Consider the following 18,630-nt stretch of genomic DNA (forward strand, 5'->3'; position numbering starts at 1 on the left):
GAGTAGCCTTCCAGGATTGGCAAGCATGGATTTCCGTCAGCTCAGGACCTTCAGTTGCGTGGCGGAGCTCGGCAGCCTCTCCAAGGCGTCCGATACGTTGCGCGTGGCGCAGCCGGCGCTCTCCAGGCAGATCAAGCTCCTGGAACACGAGCTGCGCACGGAATTGTTCACCCGCAACGGCCGCGGCATGGTGCTCACGGATGCCGGCCGCCTCTTGCTGGCGCGCACCTCCGGTATCGTGCGGCAGATCGACCAGATCCGCGACGACATCCAGTCGTCCAAGGGGCCGCCATCGGGCCAGGTCGTGCTCGGCCTGGTCCCGACCGTGAGCTGCGTGCTGTCGGCGCGCTTCGCGCGGCGCTGCGTCGAAAAATTTCCCGGCATTTCGCTGCGCATCGTCGAGAGCTACAGCGGCCATCTCGTCGAATGGCTGCATCGCGGCGAGATGGATCTCGCCATCCTCTACGGCCGCTCCGCCGATCTGCATCTCAACGTGGAGAGCTTGGGGCGCGACAACATCGTCGCGGTTGGTCCGCGCGGTTGTGGCCTCGCGCGCAAGAAGAGCGTCGATGTCGGCTGGCTGCTGCGGCAACGGCTGGTGCTGCCCAGTCATTCCCACGGTCTCCGTGCGCTGATCGAGCATGCGGCGGCCCAGCGCAAGATCAAGCTCAACGTCCAGCTCGAGGCGGATTCGTTCCGCGTGCTCACGAGCCTCGTCGAGGAAGGCCTCGGCTTCGCGCTGCTGCCGCCCTCGTCGGTCCACGGCGAGGTCGCGGACGGGCGGCTGGAAACGGCTGTCGTCTCGAAGCCGATGACGCGCGAACTCATATTCGCCTCTCCGATCGACCGTCCGGTCTCGACGGCCTCGCTTGCCGTCACCGCCCTCCTGCGCGAGGAAGTCGCCGCCTGCCGCAAGGACGGCGTGTGGGACATCAAGTTGAGTTAGATGTGGCGGTGCGGTTTAGGACAGAAGGCCGTATGCGACCCATCGCATGTTGCGCGAGCTGTCATGCCGGAATTTTATAGCTGGGGTGGAGTCGCCCGCTCTCAATCCACCCCCGCGTGTCATTGCCCGCGAAGGTGGGCAAATCCAGTATTCCAGAGCCCGCAGTGCTTGAGCCGAGAAGCCGCGGCATACTGGATGCCCCGCTTGCCGCCTACGCTAAAGCTTCGGCGCCCCTGGACCTCAGCCCGGCGAAGCCTTGGCGTAGCCGGGTCGCGGAGCATGACAGCTGAGGTTGAGAAACACCTGCCGTATAGCGAGCACTCTACCCCGGAATCCTCACCGGCAGCGACTCGTACCCCTTGATGAAGCTCGAATAGATCCGCTTGGGCTCGCCGACTACCTCGATGCGGTCGAAGCGCTTCAGCATCTCTTCCCAGACGATCTTGAGCTGGAGTTCGGCGAGGCGCATGCCGACGCAGCGGTGGATGCCGAAGCCGAAGGAGAGATGGGTCCGCGGCCGCGGGCGGTCGATGATGAACTCGTTCGGCTTTTCGAACATCTCCTCGTCGCGATTGCCGGAGACGTACCACATCACGACGCGGTCGCCCTTCTTGATGTGCTTGCCGCCAACTTCAGTGTCCTGCAGCGCGGTGCGCCGCATATGCGCGAGCGGGGTCTGCCAGCGGATCACTTCGGGCACCATGGAATCGATCAGTTCCGGGTTGGCGCGCAGCCTGTCGTACTGCTCCGGATTCTCGTTCAATGCCAGCACCGAGCCGGTCATGGTGTTGCGCGTGGTGTCGTTGCCGCCGACGATGAGCAGGATGATGTTGCCCATGAGATTATCGGGGTCCATGAAGCGCGTGGCGTCGTTGTGCGCCATCAGCGACAGCAGGTCGTTGCGCGGCGCGGAGTTGACGCGCTCGTTCCAGAGCTTGGACATGTAGGCGTAGCATTCGTCCATCTCGCGGCGGCGCTCTTCGGCCGAGGCCACGATGCCGCTCTTGGGCAGCGCGGTCGCGACATCGGACCAGCGCGTCAGCTTGCGCCGTTCTTCCCAGGGGAAGTCGAACAGGGTGGCTAGCATCTGCGTCGTCAGCTCGATCGAGACGCGCTCGACGAAATTGAAGGTCTCGTTGCGCGGCAGATTGTCGAGCACGGTCTGCGAGCGCTGGCGGATCAGTTTTGCCAGTTCGTCCAGATGCGTCGGCGTGAACATCGGCGACACCGTCTTGCGCTGCGACGAATGACGCGGCTGGTCCATGGCGATGAAGCTCGGCCAGTCATAGCCTTCCGGCACGTCGCGGATCCCGATGCCGCCGAGCGTTGAATCCGAGGAGAACAGGCCGTGATTGGTGTCGACATGCATGATGTCGTTGTACTTCACCACCGACCAATACGGCTCGATCGGCGCATTGGTGCAGTAATGCACCGGCTCTTCCTTGCGCAGCCGCTCGAACCACGGCCACAGGGTGTCGTCCTGGAACAGCCTGGGCGCGCCCGGGTGGAATTGCGCCAGCGGCGTCGCATAGGCCTCCTCGCGCGCCCTGCGCATGCGTTCGGCCTTGTCCACTTGAACCGGCGCTTGGATGTTCATGGTGGTTTGCTCCAGTTGCTTGCTTGACCTCTCCCGCGTGCGGGAGAGGGGGCACAGCTTCCTTGTGGACGTGTCGAACTCATCTTTGCGAATCTAAGCCGCGATCTTCACCGGCAAGGTTTCAAGACCCTTCACGAAACTCGAATAGACCCGCTTGGGTTCGCCGACCACCTCGATATGGTCGAATCGCTTGAGGATCTCTTCCCAGATAATCTTGAGCTGGAGTTCGGCAAGCCGCAAGCCGACGCAGCGGTGGATGCCGAAGCCGAACGAGAGATGCGTGCGCGGCCGCGCGCGGTCAATGATGAATTCGTAAGGCTTTTCGATCGCATCGGCGTCGCGGTTGCCCGAGACGTACCACATCACGACCTTGTCACCTTTCTTGATCTGCTTGCCGCGGAACTCGAAGTCCGCAAGCGCTGTGCGCCGCATATGGGCCAGCGGCGTCTGCCAGCGGATCACTTCCGGCACGAAGCTGTCGAGAAGCGCTGGGTTTTCGCGCAGCTTGCGATATTGCTCCGGGTGCTGGCTCAGCGCGTGGAGCGAGCCCGACATGGTGTTGCGGGTGGTGTCGTTGCCGCCGACGATCAGAAGGATGAGATTGCCGAGGAAGTTCTTCGCGTCCATGTCGCGCGTCGCGGCGCCATGCGCCATCATCGACAACAGGTCGCTCTTCGGCGGCTGTTCGATGCGTTCCTTCCACAGTCGCGTGAAATAGCCCGCGCATTCCGTCAGCTCGGCCTGACGCTCGTCTTCGGTGGCGACGAGGCCGTCGGGGCCGGGAATGGTGGTCGCGATGTCCGACCAGCGCGTCAGCTTGCGGCGATCCTCCCAGGGAAAGTCGAACAGCACCGCGAGCATCTGCGTGGTGAGCTCGATCGAGACATGGTCGACCCAGTCGAACACCTCGCCGCGGGGCAGATTGTCCAGGCACTCGGCCGAGCGCTGGCGGATGCTGAGCGCGAGATTGTCCAGATGCGTCGGCGTGAACATCGGCGCCACGGTCTTGCGCTGCGCCGCATGGCGCGGCGGGTCCATCGAGATGAAGCTCTCGCGGCGCAGTTCCGGATCGATGTCGCGGATGGTGATGCCGCCGAGCGAGGAGGCCGAGGAGAATACCGAATGATTGGTCTCGATCTCCATGATGTCGTTGTAGCGCGTCACCGACCAATACGGCCCGAACATCGAGTCCTTGCAATAGTGCACGGGATCTTCGCGGCGCAGGCGATCGAAATAGGGCCAGAACGTATCGGTCCTGAACAGCTCTGGGTCGCCCGGATCGAACTGCTCCAGCGGCAGTGACGTAGCGCGTGCGCGTAACGCGTCGAGCTTCGCCGCGTTTTCGATGGTCCCATGCATGACCGCTCTCCCTGACATCAACCGCGCGTTCTCGTTGAATTCTGCGCTGCGGTATTTGATTTGCAATTACAGCCGGTTGTCTGCGCCGGAGCAAGGGCGAGTTTTGCCACATGGGTGTGATGTAGCCCGGATGGAGCGGAGCGAAATCCGGGATTCGGTCCGCCACTGCCGCTGTCCCGGATTGCACTGCGCTCCATCCGGACTACGAGGCCATTGATCCAACAACGTGATCTCGCGCACGCCCTCGGCCGTGGAATCGTGCCAGAAATCGACCGGAATCGAGCTAAATCGAACCCGCCCATCTTGGGGATCGACTAATCTCTGATCTATAAGTTTGATCGAACCAGGTCCGCACCCCGAGGTTGCCGCCGTGAACGACATGCAATGGGCCCCCATCGGCTCCGAACCCTTACCCCCGCCGCTGCCGCCCACGCGGGTCGATTTCACCGGCAACCGTACCGAGTTTCGCAAATTGGTCACCAAGGGTGCCCTGCTCGAGCTCGTCACCTTCGGCTTCTACCGGTTCTGGCTCGTCACCGACATCCGCCGTCATCTGTGGGCGAACACCGCGGTTGATGGCGACGCCGCCGAATATACCGGGCGGGCCAAGGAGCTGCTGGTCGGCTTCCTGTTCGCGCTCGCGATCCTGGTGCCGATCTACCTCGCTTACTTCCTTGTCGGTATCGAGTTCGAACGCTGGCAGGGCTTTGCCTCGACGCCGCTGTTCATCAGCTTCTACGCCTTTGGTCAGTTTGCGATCTTTCGCGCGCGGCGCTATCGCCTGACGCGCACGGTCTGGCGCGGCGTGCGGTTCTGGATGGACGGATCGGGCTGGGCCTATTCGTTCCGCGCCATGCTGTGGGGCTTGCTCGTGTTCCTGACGCTCGGGCTCGCATTGCCGTGGCGCGAGGCCTCGCTCGAACGCTACAAGATGCGGCACACCCATTACGGCGATTTACGCGGCGATTTCGAAGGCGACGGCTGGACATTCTTCAAGCGCGGCTGGTGGCTGTGGCTGCTGAGCCCGATCGCGATGGTGATCTTCCCGCTCGCGCCGTTCTTCTATGCCGAGTTCAAGGCGCGCGAGTGGCGCTGGTGGCTCGACGGTATCCGCATCGGCGACGTCAGCGTGTCCTCGCAATTGCCGCACAACGCATTCTACGCGTTGTACTGGAAAGTGATCGGCTGGTGGATGCTGCTCTCGGCCATCTTCGCCGCCTATATCGGCGGAGCGACCATGCTCGTCGTCAAGCTGAGCGGTCTTTCGGTCGAGCAGGCGTTGGTGCGGGGCAATGCCGCCAAGAGCATCCCGACGCTGGTGATGATGGTGATCGGCTACTTCGCACTCGCTCTCGCCCTCAACATCGTCATGCGGGTCTATCTCCAGCGCGATCTCTGGGCCAAGGTGCTGGAAACTGTCGAGGTGCACAACATCGGAGCCGCGGCGGATGTGCGCGGCAGCGGCGAGCTCGCCAGCGCGCTCGGCGAAGGCTTTGCCGATGGACTCGATGTCGCGGGATTCTGAGCTGTGAGTGAGTTGTCCACAGAGGTCCCGGCGCAATCCGCAAAGCCGACGATCTTCTTCGACGGCGTGTCGAGCCGCAGGCGGCAGGTGGCGCTGACGCTCGGTGACGCGCTCGAGATCCTCGAAGAGGGTGCGACGCCCGTTCGCTGGGCCTATGCCGACATCCGCCGCGCCGATAGCCCGCCCGGCATCTTGCGGCTCGCCTGCGCTTCCGCTCCGCCGCTGGCCCGGCTGGAAATCCGCGACGCTCTGCTCGCGTCAGACGTGACCGCGCGCTGCATGCGGCTCGACGAGCACCAGACCTCGCGCCGCGGGGTCGCAAAAATCGTCGGCTGGTCGATGGCTGCCGCCGTCTCCATTGTCTGCGTCGTGCTGTTCGGCGTGCCGCTCGCTGCCGACCGCCTCGCGCCGCTGGTGCCGAAACCGATCGAGCGGCGCATTGGAGATGCGGCGGAGGTTCAGGTGAAGACGATCTTCGGGCGCAGCGAGTGCCAGGATGGGGCGGGGAAAGCCGCCTTCGTCAAGCTCGTCAATCGGCTGCGCGATGCCGCCGGCCTCGACGACGATTCCATGACCGCGGGCGTGCTGCCGACCCCGGTGCCGAACGCGTTCGCGCTGCCGGGCGGCAAGGTGTTCGTGCTGAAGGGCCTGCTCGACAAGGCCGAAAATGCCGACGAGATCGCCGGCATCCTCGCCCACGAGCTCGGTCATCTCAAGCATTACGACAACATGCGCGGCCTGATCTACAACGGCGGCACCTCGTTCCTGATCGGCCTGTTGTTCGGCGACGTCACTGGCTCGAGCGCCGTGATCTTCGCCTCGCGCAGCGTGGTTGAGGCTTCCTATTCGCGCGAGGCCGAGACCGCTGCGGATACGTTTGCCATCGAGATCATGCACAAGCTCGGCCGTTCGCCTAAGCCTGCAGCCGAATTGATGTTCCGCATCACCGGCAAGGAAGGCGGCGGCCTCACGTCGATCCTGGCGAGCCATCCGCTGACCGAGGACCGCCTCGCGCGCATGACGAAAGAAGACCGCCCCGCCAGCGGCCCGCCGCTGCTCACGGATGCGGAGTGGCAGGCGCTGAAGGGGATCTGCGGCAGCGGCAAGGTGTGACGGCCCGCCCTCAGCGCATCACTTCGCGGGCGCAGCAGGTGGATTCGATCCGGTGGTGACGCTCGGCGCGTTGTTCGGATTGGAGGTCGTGGTCTGCGGGCCGACGTCGCGTCCATTGTAGAAGAAGACGGCAGCGACCACGGCGATCACGAAGATCGCGCCGATCGCCCAGCCCACCGGGCTGTTGCGGCGTGCTCTGTCTGCCCTGCGGTCATCCTGATAGGTCATCGTGCTCTCCATCGTAGAGCAGGAAAACCTTGCGCGAGCGAACCTGTTCCTAACGTGACGCGGTTTGCAAGCCGGCGCCTATCTCGTCCCGTAGGCGCGGTCGCCGGCGTCGCCGAGGCCCGGCAGGATAAAGCCGTTCTCGTCGAGACCTTCATCGACTGCGGCCGTCCAGATCGGCACGTCAGGATGCAGTCCGCGCAGCCGTTCGAGCCCTTCGGGGGCGGCGATCAGGCAGGCGAGGCGAATATCCTTGGCGCCGCGCTCCTTCAGCCGGTCGATTGCGGCCACAGCCGTGTTGGCGGTCGCAACCACGGGCGTCACCACGATCGCCAGGCGCTCGCTGAGATCGGACGGCGATTTGAAGAAGTACTCGACCGCGGCAAAGCTGTGCGGCTCGCGGTAGAGGCCAATATGGGCGACGCGCGCGGTCGGCACCAAATCCATCATGCCGTCGACGAAAGTGGTGCCGGCGCGCAGCATCGGCACGAACACCAGCTTCTTGCCCGCGATCTTGGCCGAATGCATCGTCGCCAGCGGCGTTTCGATAACGGTATCGGCGAGCGGCAGGTCGCGCGTCACCTCGTAGCACAGCAGCATGCCGATCTCCTTGATCAGCTCCCGAAACGATTTGGTCGAGATCGATTTGTCCCGCACCAGGGTCAGCTTGTGCTGCACCAACGGATGATCGACGATCGTGACGCCTTGCATGATCGGATGCCTTTCTTCCTTCTCCCGTTGTGGGAGAAGGTGGCGCGAAGCGCCGGATGAAGGATCTGTTTCCGCGAACTCGAACGAGAGACTAGAACACCGTACCGTCGCTGATCACCTTGAGCGGCGGCGAACCATCGGGCCGGCGCGCGAAGGCGATGGCGCGGCCCGCGGCCCAGGTGCCGCCTTCGAGAATGCTGGCGAGCGGCAATGTCTCAGGAGTGCGCCCGAGTTTGGCGCGGACCAGTTCGGCGAGCCGGTCCAGCAGCGCCACGGTCAGCGCGCGCCACTCGACGACGAGCAGGGAATCCACCGCATGCGCGCGCTCGGCATCGGCGGCGTCGCGCAGGCGCAGCACCTCGTGATCGACGAACAGCCCGCCATTGCGATATTCGGCAAGCCCGGTCAGGCCGTCGATGTCGGTGACGTCGAATCCGGCGCGCTGCAGCGGCTCAATCAACGAATAGCTCAGCCATTGCGACAGCTTGTGCAGGGGCACAAGGCCCGCGGTAGCGTCATCGGCCTTGATCGCCGGGTGGCGCCAGCAATCGCCGAGCGGAATCCCGGCAAGCTCCAGCCGCGACGGCCAGATCGGTCCGAGCTGATTCAGCACCGCCGAGAGAATCGCGGGCGCGGGAACCGCGCCGCCCTTCGCCTGCGCCGCGATGTGATCGAACAGCCCGCCCGGCCGCGGGGTGTCGTGCGCGCCGAACACGTCCGCCCGCTCCGCCACCAGCTTGCCCAAGCGGCGCAGCAGATCGGTCCGCCCCTCGACCCCGAGCAGCGGATTGGCATCGCTCACCTGAAAGGCCGAAGTGAGCGCGGCGAGTGGCAGTCGCGCGAGCACGTCGGCATCGGTCCTGAAGGGCGCGCGGGGATCGTGGGAAAAAAGGCCGCTTGCGAACATGTCGAGGCTCGCAATCGCGAGTCCCTCGGATCGGCCGATGCTCTGTCCCGTCACCGCGTCGCGGTATCGCCACGCGGCACCCGCGCCGGCGTCGAGCAGCACGCTGACGATGGCAAGGTCGAACTCCGCGCGCGCCCGTGCCGCGCGGTCGGGCCATGACGTCGCGTCCGCGAGCCGCGCCCAACGGTCGACGCCATCAAGCACGAAATGCCGCCAGCGCGCATGGAACGGAATCTCCAGCGTCGGATAGGCCTCGCGCGTCACGGCGAGAACGGCGTCGGCAACGCCATCCATGCGATCGAGATCGATGGTGAAATGCGTCAGCCCGCCGTTCAGACCGATCCCAAACATCTCGCCGGCACGCGCGCGAACCGCTGCTGCGCTAAGCAGCGAACGGGCCTGCAATTCCAAAGCGTCTGCCATCAATCGATCAGTATTTTTCCAGCGAACGCCCGACCACGCCGTCGACGTCCTTCTCCGGCGCAATGTCGGTGGAGTAATAGCCGGCGGCCTTCTTCGCGGCGATCTCGACATAGGCGTCGGCGGGAATGAGCTCGGGCGGGATCGGCACGCGCTCGACGATGTCGATGCCCTGCGAGGTCAAAGCGTCATGCTTCATGTCGCTCATCGAGAGGAAGCGGTCGATGCGCTTCAGGCCCAGCCAGTGGATGGTGTCGGGCATCAATTGCTGGAAGCGCGCGTCCTGGACGCCGGCGACGCATTCGGTGCGCTCGAAATAGGCGGCGGCCGCATCGCCGTCCTCCTGGCGCTTGCGCGCATTGTAGACCAGGAACTTCGTGACCTCGCCGAGCGCGCGGCCTTCCTTGCGGTTGTAGATCACGAGCCCGAGTCCGCCCTCCTGCGCGCCGCGCGCGGATTCCTCGATGCCGTGAATGAGGTAGGGCCGGCAGGTGCAGATATCGGAGCCGAACACGTCGGAGCCGTTGCACTCGTCATGCACGCGGCAGGTGATCTTGGTGCGATGGTCCGGCAGCTTGGTGACGTCGCCGAACATGTAGACGGTGGTGCCGCCGATCGGCGGCAGAAACACCTTCATGTCCGGCCGGGTCACGAGCTCAGGGAACATGCCGGCGGTCTGCTCGAACAGCGTGCGCCGCAGCTCGGTCTCGTTGGTCGCAAAGCGCTCCGCAAGGCCTGGCAGATACCAGACCGGATCAATCGCGATCTTCACCACCGACACGCTGCCATTGGCGTGCACGACGTCGCCGTCGGCGCGCAGGCGCTTGGCGGCGAGCGCCTCGCGGATCTCCGGCAGGTCCAGCCGCGCGCGCGTCACCGCGATGCTCGGCCTGATGTCGATGCCCTCGGCGATGTCCTTGCCGAAATTCTCGGCGACGAGATGCCCCCAGGGATCGAGCGCGACGATCTTGGCGGGATCGCTCCATTGCGGGAACGGCCCGATGGTCGCCGCGGGAAACGTGTTGGTGAGGTCGGGCCTACGAATCGGATCGAGCGCGCCGGCGGACACCGCGAGCGCGCGGTACATCGCATAGGAGCCGCCATGGCTGCCGATCACGTTGCGATCTCCCGCGCGCGACACCGTGCCGATGATCGGACCGCGGGTGCGTGCGTCGGCGGCGCCCCAGTGGATCGGGAAGGCGGCTGTCCTGCCCGGCTCCGGATGGGAGGTGAGGCGGATGTGGTCGGTACGGTTCGCGCGGCTCATGACCAAACTCCTAAAAAGCCAACGGCCCGCCGCTCGGACGGGCCTTGGCTCGTCGCGCTGCCGATGCGGAACACCGGCGGCGCGAGCTCAATCCAACATATTGTAGCGGGCAGTCGCGACAGACAAGTTAATCGTGCTGCGCGGGGGCGGGGCGGTTCGCGGCCAAATTCCTGTCGTCCCGCGACCCGGCAGCGCTTGCCCGAGTCCCACGCTACCGCACTGGCGGAGCTCTCCGCCACCGCAGTAAGATGATGAAGTAATTATGGTTTTCACGTTTTCAAGAGGCGCCACACGGTTGGCGTGCCGGGCGTCGAGTTTCCGGACAAAACGTGTCATCAAACCAAAACGTACAGATCGCCTTTGCCGCATCGCCTTCCTTGGAGACCGCCATGCCCGCCCCCGCCTACATCGACCCCCGCAACGGTAAGCTCTATCCGCTGGACCAGCCGCGCTGGTGCTCGGACGAGCGCACGCCGCTGCTGGTGACGCCCGGGGCAGGGATGTCGCGGGAGGAGATCGAGCCGCGCACGCGTTCGCTCTGGCGCTACCGGGCGGCGCTGCCGGTCGAGATCAAGACTCCGATCACGCTCGGCGAAGGCTGCACGCCACTGGTGCAGCAGGCCTGGGGCGAGCTGCGCCCGTTCTTCAAGCTCGAATGGTTCAACCCGACCGGCAGTTTCAAGGACCGGGGCTCCGCCGTGATGCTGTCCTTCCTTCGGCAGATCGGCGTCGACGCCATTCTGGAGGACTCGTCCGGCAATGGCGGCTCGTCGATGGCGGGTCTCGGCGCCGCCGGCGGCATGCGCGTGAAGATTCTCGCGCCGGCCTCGACATCGCCGGCCAAGATCGCGCAGGTCCGCGCCTATGGCGCGGCGGTGCAGCTGGTCGAGGGCCCGCGCGAGGAATCGGAGGCCGAGGCAATCCGGCAGTCGAGCCAGACCTTCTATGCCAGCCACAATTGGCAACCGTTCTTCCTCGAAGGCACCAAGTCGCTCGCCTATGAGATATGGGAGGACCTCGGCTTCCGCGTCCCCGACAACGTCATCGTGCCCGTCGGCGCCGGCAGCAGCCTTTTGGGTTGCGCCCTTGGTTTCCGTGAGCTGTTGAAAGCCGGCCAGATCACCAGGCTGCCGCGCCTGTTCGCGGCGCAGCCGCTCAACTGCTCGCCGATCGATGCAAGCTTCAAGGCCGGCGTCGACACCCCTGTCGCGCGCGAGGTGAACAAGACCATCGCCGAAGGCACCGCGATCAAGCATCCGCTGCGCCTGCGCGAGATCATCGGCGCGTTGCGCGAGAGCGGTGGCGGCACTGTCGCGCTGACCGAGGACGAGATCGTCGCCGCGCTGCGGCGTCTTGCGCGGCAGGGCCTGTTCGCCGAGCCGACCAGCGCAAGTGCTGCCGCCGCGCTGGAGAAACTATCCGTCACCGGTAGCATCAAGGCGACCGAGACCACGGTCGCGGTCCTCACCGGCACCGGCCTCAAGGCCGCGACCATCGTTGCCGATCTCGTGCAATAGGACCGCCAGGGAGGCGAAGCCGTCGCCGTCATGGGCTTGCGTTGAACCTTTGGCATCCGTCGTCAGCCTCATGAAAAACTGACATTGAGCGAAGGGAGAGTTCCATGGCCGACCAAGACCCGTTTGCTGGTTTCAAGGCAGTCCAGAAGGAAGCCTGGTCGCTGTTCACGCCGATGGAAGTGTTCACCACGCCCTCGGCCGCCAAGCTCGTGAGCTTCGCCGGGGTCGCGACCGGCCAAATGCTGCTCGACGTCGGATGCGGCACCGGCGTTGCCGCGATCACGGCGGCGCGCCGCGGTGCGAAGGTCAGGGGTCTCGACCTGTCGCCGGTCCTGCTCGAGCGCGCCCGCGAGCACGCGCAGCTGGCGAATCTCGATGTCGACTTCGCCGAAGGCGACGCCGAAAGCCTGCCCTATGGCGACAACGAGTTCGACGTGGTGCTCAGCCAGTTCGGCCACATGTTCGCGCCGCGTCCCAAGGTCGCCATCGGCGAGATGCTGCGCGTGCTGAAGCCCGGCGGCACCATCGCCTTCTCCACCTGGCCGCCGCATCTCTATGTCGGCCGGATGTTCGCGCTGATCGGCCGCCATCTGCCGCCGCCCGAGGGCGTGGCCTCACCGGTGTCGTGGGGCGATCCGAAGATCGTCGCCGAACGTCTCGCAGGGAAAGCGAAGGATATCACCTTCGAGATGGACATCATGACGCCGTCCGCACTCAGCCCGCAGCATTTCCGCCGCACCATGGAAACGACGATCGGGCCTTTGATCAAGCTCGTCGCCCAGTACAAGGACGAGCCGGACAGGCTGCGGAGTTTTCGCAGCGAGTTCGAGGCGCTGATCTCCGAATATTACGACGGAAGCAACAACGTGATGCGCCAGCAATTTTTGATGTCGAAGGCGAAGAAGGCGTAAAGCCGCGCCACGGTGCTTTCCTTCTCCCCTTGCGATCTCACTCCTTCAGATCGTTCACGCGCCTTACCCAAATGCGTACATCGGTGAGCACGTCGGGCAGCGCCGCCTTGACCTCAGCCACGGTCATGCCGGCCTTGATGCGGGGATCGTAGAGCAGGTTGAGGATGTACTGGTCATAGACGTCGAAATAGCCCATCGAGACGTTGTCGTTGAACATGGTCCAGGGCACGCTGGCGGTGTCGTTGATCGGGCCGAGCGATTGCAGCAGCTCCTCATAGGCGCAGTCGAGGAAGGTGAAATCGCCGTTGTCGACGGTGAGGATGACGTCGGAATGCTCGATCTCGAAATTGTCGTTCTTGCGGAAGCCGGACAGGCATTGCGGATCGAGCGAGGTGCGGATCTCGCGGGCCTTCTCCGCACCGTAGAAGCTCGAGATGGTGCGGAACAGATCGCGGTCGCGCACGAGCTTCACGCGCACATTCGCCGCTTCGCTGGAGTCGATCATGGCGATGTCGAGATGTTGCACGCGCTTGCCGATGTCGGCTACGACTTTCGCGAGCTGCGCCTTGCGGTCGGCGCGATCGCTCTCGGCGAACACGCGCACCGGTCCGTCGAACTTGCGGATGCGATCGACACGGCCGGCAAGGTGGTATTCGGCGCCGAACGCCGTCTTCAGAAAGCCGTCGACGATCTCGCCGTCGGTAAAGCTCTTCTTCTCGGCGCGCTGGCGCGAAGCGATCGCGGGCAATTCGCCCGCGACGGCGATGGTAGCGGTGTCAGGCGCGAACGCGACAGTGGCGAGCGCCAGCAGCACGATGCGAAAGCCGGACGGAGACGGGGCCAATGCGCTCATTGCCAGGCGACGCTGCCGTATTCGGAACCGACGCACAAGGCCGCATATCCACGCGCCGCCGATTCTTGCTAGTTGTTCAGCACGACCACCGTGGTGCCGACCCCGACGCGGCCGTAGAGGTCGGTGACGTCGTCATTGGTCATGCGGAAGCAGCCCGAGGACACCGCCTGGCCGATCGTCTCCGGCTCGTTGGAGCCGTGGATGCGATAGAGTGTCGAGCCCAGATACATCGCGCGCGCACCGAGCGGATTTTCGACGCCGCCCTTCATGTGACGCGGCAGGTCCGGCCGGCGCGCCAGCATCTGTGACGGCGGCGTCCAGTCCGGCCATTCCTTCTTGGCGGTGATCCGGTGCACGCCGCCCCAGCGGAAGCCGTCGCGGCCGACACCGATGCCGTAGCGCAGGGCCTGGCCGTTCTGGAGCACCAGATAGAGCCGGCGCTCCGAGGTGTTCACCACGATCGTGCCCGGGGCGTAGTTGCCGTTATACATGACGGTGGTGCGGGGAACTGGGCTCGAGCCGCCGCGGAAGAAATTCGGGCCGCCGCCCATGATGTCGCGCGAGTCGAACTCCTCGGCGAAGGCGCCGCCGGCGGTCGCCGACAGCAGTGCGATGGCGGCAATCGGCGCGGCAAAATACCGGATCATTGTTCCCCCAGCAAAAAATCGATTCAACTGAAGTTACAGGCCATATTTGCGGGCTTTCCGCAAGCCACGGCCTCGTGAGACGGGGCATCCTTAACGGTTGGCGTTACCAAACCGGCAACCGCGCCAATTTGCCGGAAAGTATTAGCCAAACCAGCGCATCGCCGCGCGGGGCAGGGCGGCGACGCCGGCTATTGCTTTGACGAGACGAGCGAACAATGATTGATCGGATGGATTGTTGGAACATTGCCGGTTGCGGGAGCTGACGGATGAACGGTGCGGAAAGTCTGGTGCGGACGATGGTCAAGGGCGGGGTCGACGTCTGCTTCTCCAACCCCGGCACCTCCGAGATGCATTTTGTCGCAGCGCTCGACCGCGTGCCCGGCATGCGTTGCGTGCTCGGCCTGTTCGAAGGCGTGGTGACCGGCGCCGCCGACGGCTATTTCCGCATGAAGGGCACGCCGGCCTCGACGCTGCTGCATCTCGGCCCCGGTCTTGCCAACGGCCTTGCCAATCTGCACAACGCCAAGAAGGCGAATTCCGGCATCGTCAACATCGTCGGCCAGCACGCCGTCTACCACATCGACTACAACGCGCCGCTGACCTCCGACATCGAGGGCCTGGCCCGGCCGATGTCGTCCTGGGTCCGCACTTCGCCGGACTCCAAATCGGTCGCCGCCGACGGTGCCGCGGCGATCGCCGCCGCCAAGAGCGCGCCGCCGCAGATCGCGACCCTGATCCTGCCCGCCGACACCGCCTGGAACGAAGCGGACGGCATCGCCGAGGTTCCGGCCGAGCAGCAGCGCGCGAGCTATTCGCCGCAGGCGGTCGAGCAGGCCGCAAAGATCCTGCACGGCGACGGCGAGGGCACGCTGCTGCTGATGACCGGCAGTGCGCTGAGCGAGCAGGGCCTGGCGCTGGCCGAGCGCATCGCCGCCAAGACCGGTTGCACCGTGATGGGCCCGACCTTCCGTCCCAGGATGGCGCGCGGCCGCGGCCGCTTCTCGATCGACCGCATCCATTACGTGATCGACAACGCGCTGCAGATGCTGGCCAGGTTCCGCCATATCGTGCTGGTCGAGTCCGACGATCCCGTGGCGTTCTTTGCCTATCCGAACAAGCCGAGCATCCTCAAGCCCGAGGGCTGCGAGGTGCATCGCATGACCTCCTGGGGGGAGAATTCGGTCGCTGCACTGGAAGCGCTCGCCGGCGCGGTGAAGGCCAGCGCGAAGGACGTCAAGCCGCAGGCCGCGGCTGAGCTGCTCAAGCCGACCGGCGCACTGACCCACGCCTCGATCGCGCAATCGATCGCCTATGCGATTCCGGAGAACGCGATCCTGGTCGACGAATCCCTCACCACCGGCCGCGCCTTCTTCCCGCCGACAGCGGCGGCTGCTCCGCACGACTGGCTCCAGAACATGGGCGGCTCGATCGGCTTCTCGACGCCGCTCTCGATCGGTGCCGCGATCGCCTGCCCGGACCGCAAGGTGATCTGCATGGTCGGCGACGGCAGCGCGATGTACACGATCCAGTCGCTGTGGACGCAGGCGAGAGAAAACCTCAACATCGTCACCATCGTGTTCGCCAACCGCATCTACCAGATCCTGCGCGGCGAGTTCGACAATGTCGGCGCCGGCGAGCCCGGACAGCGCGCCAACGACATGCTGCGGCTCGACCGGCCGACGCTGGATTTCGTGGCACTGGCCAAGGGCATGGGCGTGCCCGGCCGCGCCGTCACCAACGCGGACGAGTTCAACAAGGCGCTGGCCGAGGCCGTCGCCGAGCCCGGACCGCGGCTGATCGAAGTCCAGATGTAGGGCACCGCATCAGGAGCGCCGAGGGCCGGGGGCAAGATGCAGACCGAGCTGAACAAGGTGATCGCGGCACTCCGGGACTTCTACGCACACGAAACATTCCTGTTCGAGAAGGACATCGGCGAGCGTGCCATCACGCACCGCTTCGCCGTGCATCTGGAGAAGCAGTTCTGCGGCTGGTCGGTCGATTGCAACTACGACCGGCTAGGCGAGCGTACGCTGCATCTGCCGCACGGCACCATCATCTCGACCGACGATCATCTGGGCAAGTCGATCTACCCTGACGTCGTGGTGCATCAGCGCGAGATCCCGAACAATTTGCTCACCATGGAGATCCGCAAGGCCAGCAATCACACCGCGCTCGACCACGACCAGCACAAGCTGATGGCGTTGACCGATGCGCATGTCTGGTTCGCCTTTTGGATCGGCGTGCTGCTGGTGCTGGACAAGGACAACGTGACGATCTCGGAAGTCTATGTCAGCGGCGTCCTCGATCAGCCGCTGTCGCGCTGGTTCGCCACGCGGCTGGAGGAGGTCGGCCTCGGGATGGCGCGTTAAGGCGTGTGCCGAATTGTCGCCTTTAATTCAGCTATTCCCTTGAGTCATAGCCCAAGCGCGATCTCGGCCCATTTCAGCATGCGGTCGCTATTGAGGAACGCCAGCACCGCCGGCTCGAGCGACGCGGTGGCGCCCGGTGCGAGCAAAGCCGTCGCGGCCACCATGTCGCAGCGTTGATTGAAGGCGAGTGAGAGCGCGGCCTTGGCGTTCCCCTCGACGCGATATGCCCGGCTGCGGCCGCGCATTGGACCGACAAGGATCTCTCGGCCGGCGGCCGTCGGCGTTGCCTTCCCAATCAGCGCCAGGTCGCCCATCTGCTCGAGGTCGCCGTCATCGGCAATGCCGGTGGCGCAATTGCAAAAGCCGAGCTTGGCGCGAACGTAGAGCTGGACTTCGCCGCCGCAATCCGCGGCCTTGCAGCGGAACGCTTTTCCTTTCCCCCAGGGATCCGCACCGAAAGGCCAGTCGATTTCCGTCCACACTGGGCGAACCTCGCCGGAGGTCGCTGTTGCGCGTGCCGGTTCACCGGATCGCAATATCCAGAGCGCTGTGGCTGAGCAGAACAGTGCGATGGCTGCGCTGGTTGCAACGAGCTTGCTTGTCAGGCGCATGGAAGTTGCCGCGACATCTTTGCTAATTCTGAGCCATCAACTTTCGTGCGGCCGCGAGGTCCTCTCGCGATGAGTCGCCATTTCTCGCGGTTTCGACGACTTTCGCGTAGTACTGGCGGGCCTTCACAGGATCCCCCGCTTTCTCGGCCGCGTGAGCGGCGCCGATCGTCGCGCCAAATCGGTTCGGCTCCTTGCGCATGGTGCTTTCGAACGCGACCAATGCCTCCGTCGCCATGCCGCGTTCGAGCAGCATGGTCCCGTAAAGCTCGCGTGCGGGGGCAAGTGGACCCGGCGTCACGATGGATTTTTCGGTCTTGTCTTCGGCATCGGCGGCAAGGCGCATCGCTTCCAACGCATCCGCCTGCTTCCCCAGGGCGTTGAGCTGCCAGGCTGTAGCGACCTGCCGCTGAATGTCCACGATTTCGGCCCAATAGGCGTCCTTGTCCTGCTGCAGCTTGTCCCGCAACTCCGCCAGCTTGGCGATGTCCGCCGTTGCCGCGTCTGCATTGCCGGAGCGCGCGGCGCCAAGGGCGCGGGCGAAATAGGTGATCGCATCGACATAGGCAAACCGGCTCGGCTCGACCTTCAGCGCGGCGGCGCCCTGCCAATCACCGCGCTCGACCATATAGCGCGCTTGGCTGGCTGCTATCGCGTAGGGACCGGCGCGGACAGCCGGCACATAGCCAGTGGTCGCAATCATGTCCGCGATGACCTCGCTGGCTCGGCTGTCCTGCGCAAGCTGGAGCAGCGCGTAGACCATATAATCGTCGGCATGCAGCTGCTCGCTGGGGTCTTTGCCCTCCTTGGCAGCCTTCGCGGAACGGCTATTGGCGTCGATGGATTCGTTCCAGTAGCCGACGCGCGTGAAGATGTGCGACGGCATATGCAAGGCGTGCGGTGCCGCCGGCGCGATCTCGGAATAACGCTTAGCAGCGTCGAGTCCTTGCTCTGCGATCGCCGGATAGTCATAGAGATGGATCAGGTAATGTGCGACGCCGGGATGCCGCGGCTGGCGCTTGAAGATCGGCTCCAGGATAGCGGCGCCCTTGAGCTGGTTGGCATAGGACTTGTCGTTTGGTGACGCCGTGACGTTCAGCGTAATGGCGTAGGCGATCTGCGCCTCGTCATCATCGGGATAGCGCGCGGCGACGGCTTCGGTTGCCCTGAGATAGGCCTGCGCACGCTGTCCAAACGTCGTCTTTTCGTCGCCCGAATAGAAGGCCAGCAGCGCATCGATATAGTCGCGTTCGCGTTCGCTCTTGGCGCCGAGTGCCTTCGCCTTCTGCAGCGCGGCGAGCCCTCCGGTGAGGTTTTCCTTCGGCGCGGCAAAATGCGGATTGTACAGCAGGCTCAGCGCAATGCCCCAATAGGCGATCGCGCATTCCGGATCGGCCTGCAGCGTCTCCTCGAAAATTTCCTTTGCGGGCCGGTACCAGAACGAGTGCTGATAACGCATCCCGCGATCAAAGCGGCGCTGCGCCACCTCGTTGCAGGAAGTCTGGAAGTGCACCTTGCCAAATTGCTCATCGGCCCCGTCTTCCGCGCGTGCGGCGGGCGTGCCGGAAATCGAGCCTAAGGTAGCGAGGGCGAGAAGAGAGACGGTTCTCAAGGCGAGCGCGCGCATCGGCCCCTCCGTTTCTGTTCAGAATAAA

Annotated in this window: 17 protein-coding genes; 7 read left to right on the forward strand and 10 right to left on the reverse strand. The window is 64.7% G+C overall.

Going from position 1 to position 18,630, the window contains the following annotated elements; all coding sequences use genetic code 11:
• Positions 1–25 precede the first annotated feature (25 nt).
• Positions 26–946 carry a LysR substrate-binding domain-containing protein gene (locus IVB07_RS06545; RefSeq protein WP_085349559.1) on the forward strand — a complete coding sequence of 307 codons (921 nt, stop codon included), beginning with the start codon at positions 26–28 and terminating at the stop codon, positions 944–946.
• A gap of 322 nt (positions 947–1,268) precedes the next feature.
• Here IVB07_RS06545 and IVB07_RS06550 read toward each other — a convergent pair whose 3' ends face one another.
• Together IVB07_RS06550 and IVB07_RS06555 are read right to left on the reverse strand one after the other, a co-directional pair.
• Positions 1,269–2,543: a cytochrome P450 gene (locus IVB07_RS06550; RefSeq protein ID WP_018453687.1), complete on the reverse strand. Its 1,275-nt coding sequence runs from the start codon at positions 2,541–2,543 to the stop codon at positions 1,269–1,271.
• A 93-nt stretch (positions 2,544–2,636) separates the two neighbouring features.
• Complete coding sequence (locus IVB07_RS06555) at positions 2,637–3,902, reverse strand: cytochrome P450 (protein ID WP_018453688.1); 1,266 nt, start codon at positions 3,900–3,902, stop codon at positions 2,637–2,639.
• A gap of 370 nt (positions 3,903–4,272) precedes the next feature.
• Here IVB07_RS06555 and IVB07_RS06560 point away from each other — a divergent pair, with 370 nt between their 5' ends.
• On the forward strand, positions 4,273–5,427 hold the full coding sequence (locus IVB07_RS06560) for a YjgN family protein (protein ID WP_247767525.1): 1,155 nt from the start codon (positions 4,273–4,275) through the stop codon (positions 5,425–5,427).
• Between the two features lie 3 nt (positions 5,428–5,430).
• The gene (locus tag IVB07_RS06565) at positions 5,431–6,540 is read left to right on the forward strand and encodes a M48 family metallopeptidase (RefSeq protein ID WP_026232574.1); all 1,110 of its coding nucleotides are present in this window, start codon (positions 5,431–5,433) and stop codon (positions 6,538–6,540) included.
• Between the two features lie 18 nt (positions 6,541–6,558).
• Here IVB07_RS06565 and IVB07_RS06570 read toward each other — a convergent pair whose 3' ends face one another.
• From IVB07_RS06570 to IVB07_RS06585, 4 genes are all read right to left on the reverse strand, one after another.
• Entirely contained in the window at positions 6,559–6,768 is a 210-nt protein-coding gene (locus IVB07_RS06570; protein WP_026232575.1) for a hypothetical protein, read from the reverse strand.
• Positions 6,769–6,846: 78 nt separating this feature from the next.
• Positions 6,847–7,476, reverse strand: a complete 630-nt coding sequence (gene upp, locus IVB07_RS06575; protein WP_007614501.1) for a uracil phosphoribosyltransferase — start codon at positions 7,474–7,476, stop codon at positions 6,847–6,849.
• A 91-nt stretch (positions 7,477–7,567) separates the two neighbouring features.
• Positions 7,568–8,806, reverse strand: coding sequence for a URC4/urg3 family protein (locus IVB07_RS06580; RefSeq protein WP_247296112.1), 1,239 nt, complete (start codon positions 8,804–8,806; stop codon positions 7,568–7,570).
• Between the two features lie 7 nt (positions 8,807–8,813).
• Positions 8,814–10,070, reverse strand: a complete 1,257-nt coding sequence (locus tag IVB07_RS06585; protein ID WP_018453693.1) for a GTP cyclohydrolase II — start codon at positions 10,068–10,070, stop codon at positions 8,814–8,816.
• A 389-nt stretch (positions 10,071–10,459) separates the two neighbouring features.
• Between IVB07_RS06585 and IVB07_RS06590 the strand changes: the two genes are divergently transcribed.
• Both IVB07_RS06590 and IVB07_RS06595 read left to right on the forward strand, forming a co-directional pair.
• A complete protein-coding gene (locus tag IVB07_RS06590) occupies positions 10,460–11,587 on the forward strand; it encodes a threonine synthase (RefSeq protein ID WP_026232576.1) in 1,128 nt (375 codons plus the stop codon).
• 104 nt (positions 11,588–11,691) lie between these two features.
• Positions 11,692–12,498, forward strand: coding sequence for a class I SAM-dependent methyltransferase (locus IVB07_RS06595; RefSeq protein ID WP_018453695.1), 807 nt, complete (start codon positions 11,692–11,694; stop codon positions 12,496–12,498).
• A gap of 37 nt (positions 12,499–12,535) precedes the next feature.
• Here the strand turns inward: IVB07_RS06595 and IVB07_RS06600 are convergent, their stop codons facing one another.
• Positions 12,536–13,351 (reverse strand): DUF2927 domain-containing protein, encoded by an 816-nt coding sequence (locus tag IVB07_RS06600; RefSeq protein WP_018453696.1) that lies wholly within the window; start codon positions 13,349–13,351, stop codon positions 12,536–12,538.
• Between the two features lie 68 nt (positions 13,352–13,419).
• On the reverse strand, positions 13,420–13,998 hold the full coding sequence (locus IVB07_RS06605) for a L,D-transpeptidase (protein ID WP_007596474.1): 579 nt from the start codon (positions 13,996–13,998) through the stop codon (positions 13,420–13,422).
• 266 nt (positions 13,999–14,264) lie between these two features.
• On the opposite strand from IVB07_RS06605, the gene IVB07_RS06610 reads away from it, so the two are divergent.
• Together IVB07_RS06610 and IVB07_RS06615 are read left to right on the forward strand one after the other, a co-directional pair.
• Positions 14,265–15,812, forward strand: a complete 1,548-nt coding sequence (locus IVB07_RS06610) for an acetolactate synthase large subunit (protein WP_085349553.1) — start codon at positions 14,265–14,267, stop codon at positions 15,810–15,812.
• Positions 15,813–15,848: 36 nt separating this feature from the next.
• On the forward strand, positions 15,849–16,367 hold the full coding sequence (locus IVB07_RS06615) for a hypothetical protein (protein ID WP_018453698.1): 519 nt from the start codon (positions 15,849–15,851) through the stop codon (positions 16,365–16,367).
• 44 nt (positions 16,368–16,411) lie between these two features.
• Here IVB07_RS06615 and IVB07_RS06620 read toward each other — a convergent pair whose 3' ends face one another.
• Both IVB07_RS06620 and IVB07_RS06625 read right to left on the reverse strand, forming a co-directional pair.
• Positions 16,412–16,978 (reverse strand): hypothetical protein, encoded by a 567-nt coding sequence (locus IVB07_RS06620; protein WP_247296111.1) that lies wholly within the window; start codon positions 16,976–16,978, stop codon positions 16,412–16,414.
• Between the two features lie 22 nt (positions 16,979–17,000).
• On the reverse strand, positions 17,001–18,602 hold the full coding sequence (locus IVB07_RS06625) for a hypothetical protein (protein ID WP_018453700.1): 1,602 nt from the start codon (positions 18,600–18,602) through the stop codon (positions 17,001–17,003).
• Between the last annotated feature and the right edge of the window lie 28 nt (positions 18,603–18,630).

Origin of the sequence: Bradyrhizobium sp. 172, from assembly GCF_023101065.1 — a bacterium.
Taxonomy (GTDB): domain Bacteria; phylum Pseudomonadota; class Alphaproteobacteria; order Rhizobiales; family Xanthobacteraceae; genus Bradyrhizobium; species Bradyrhizobium canariense_D.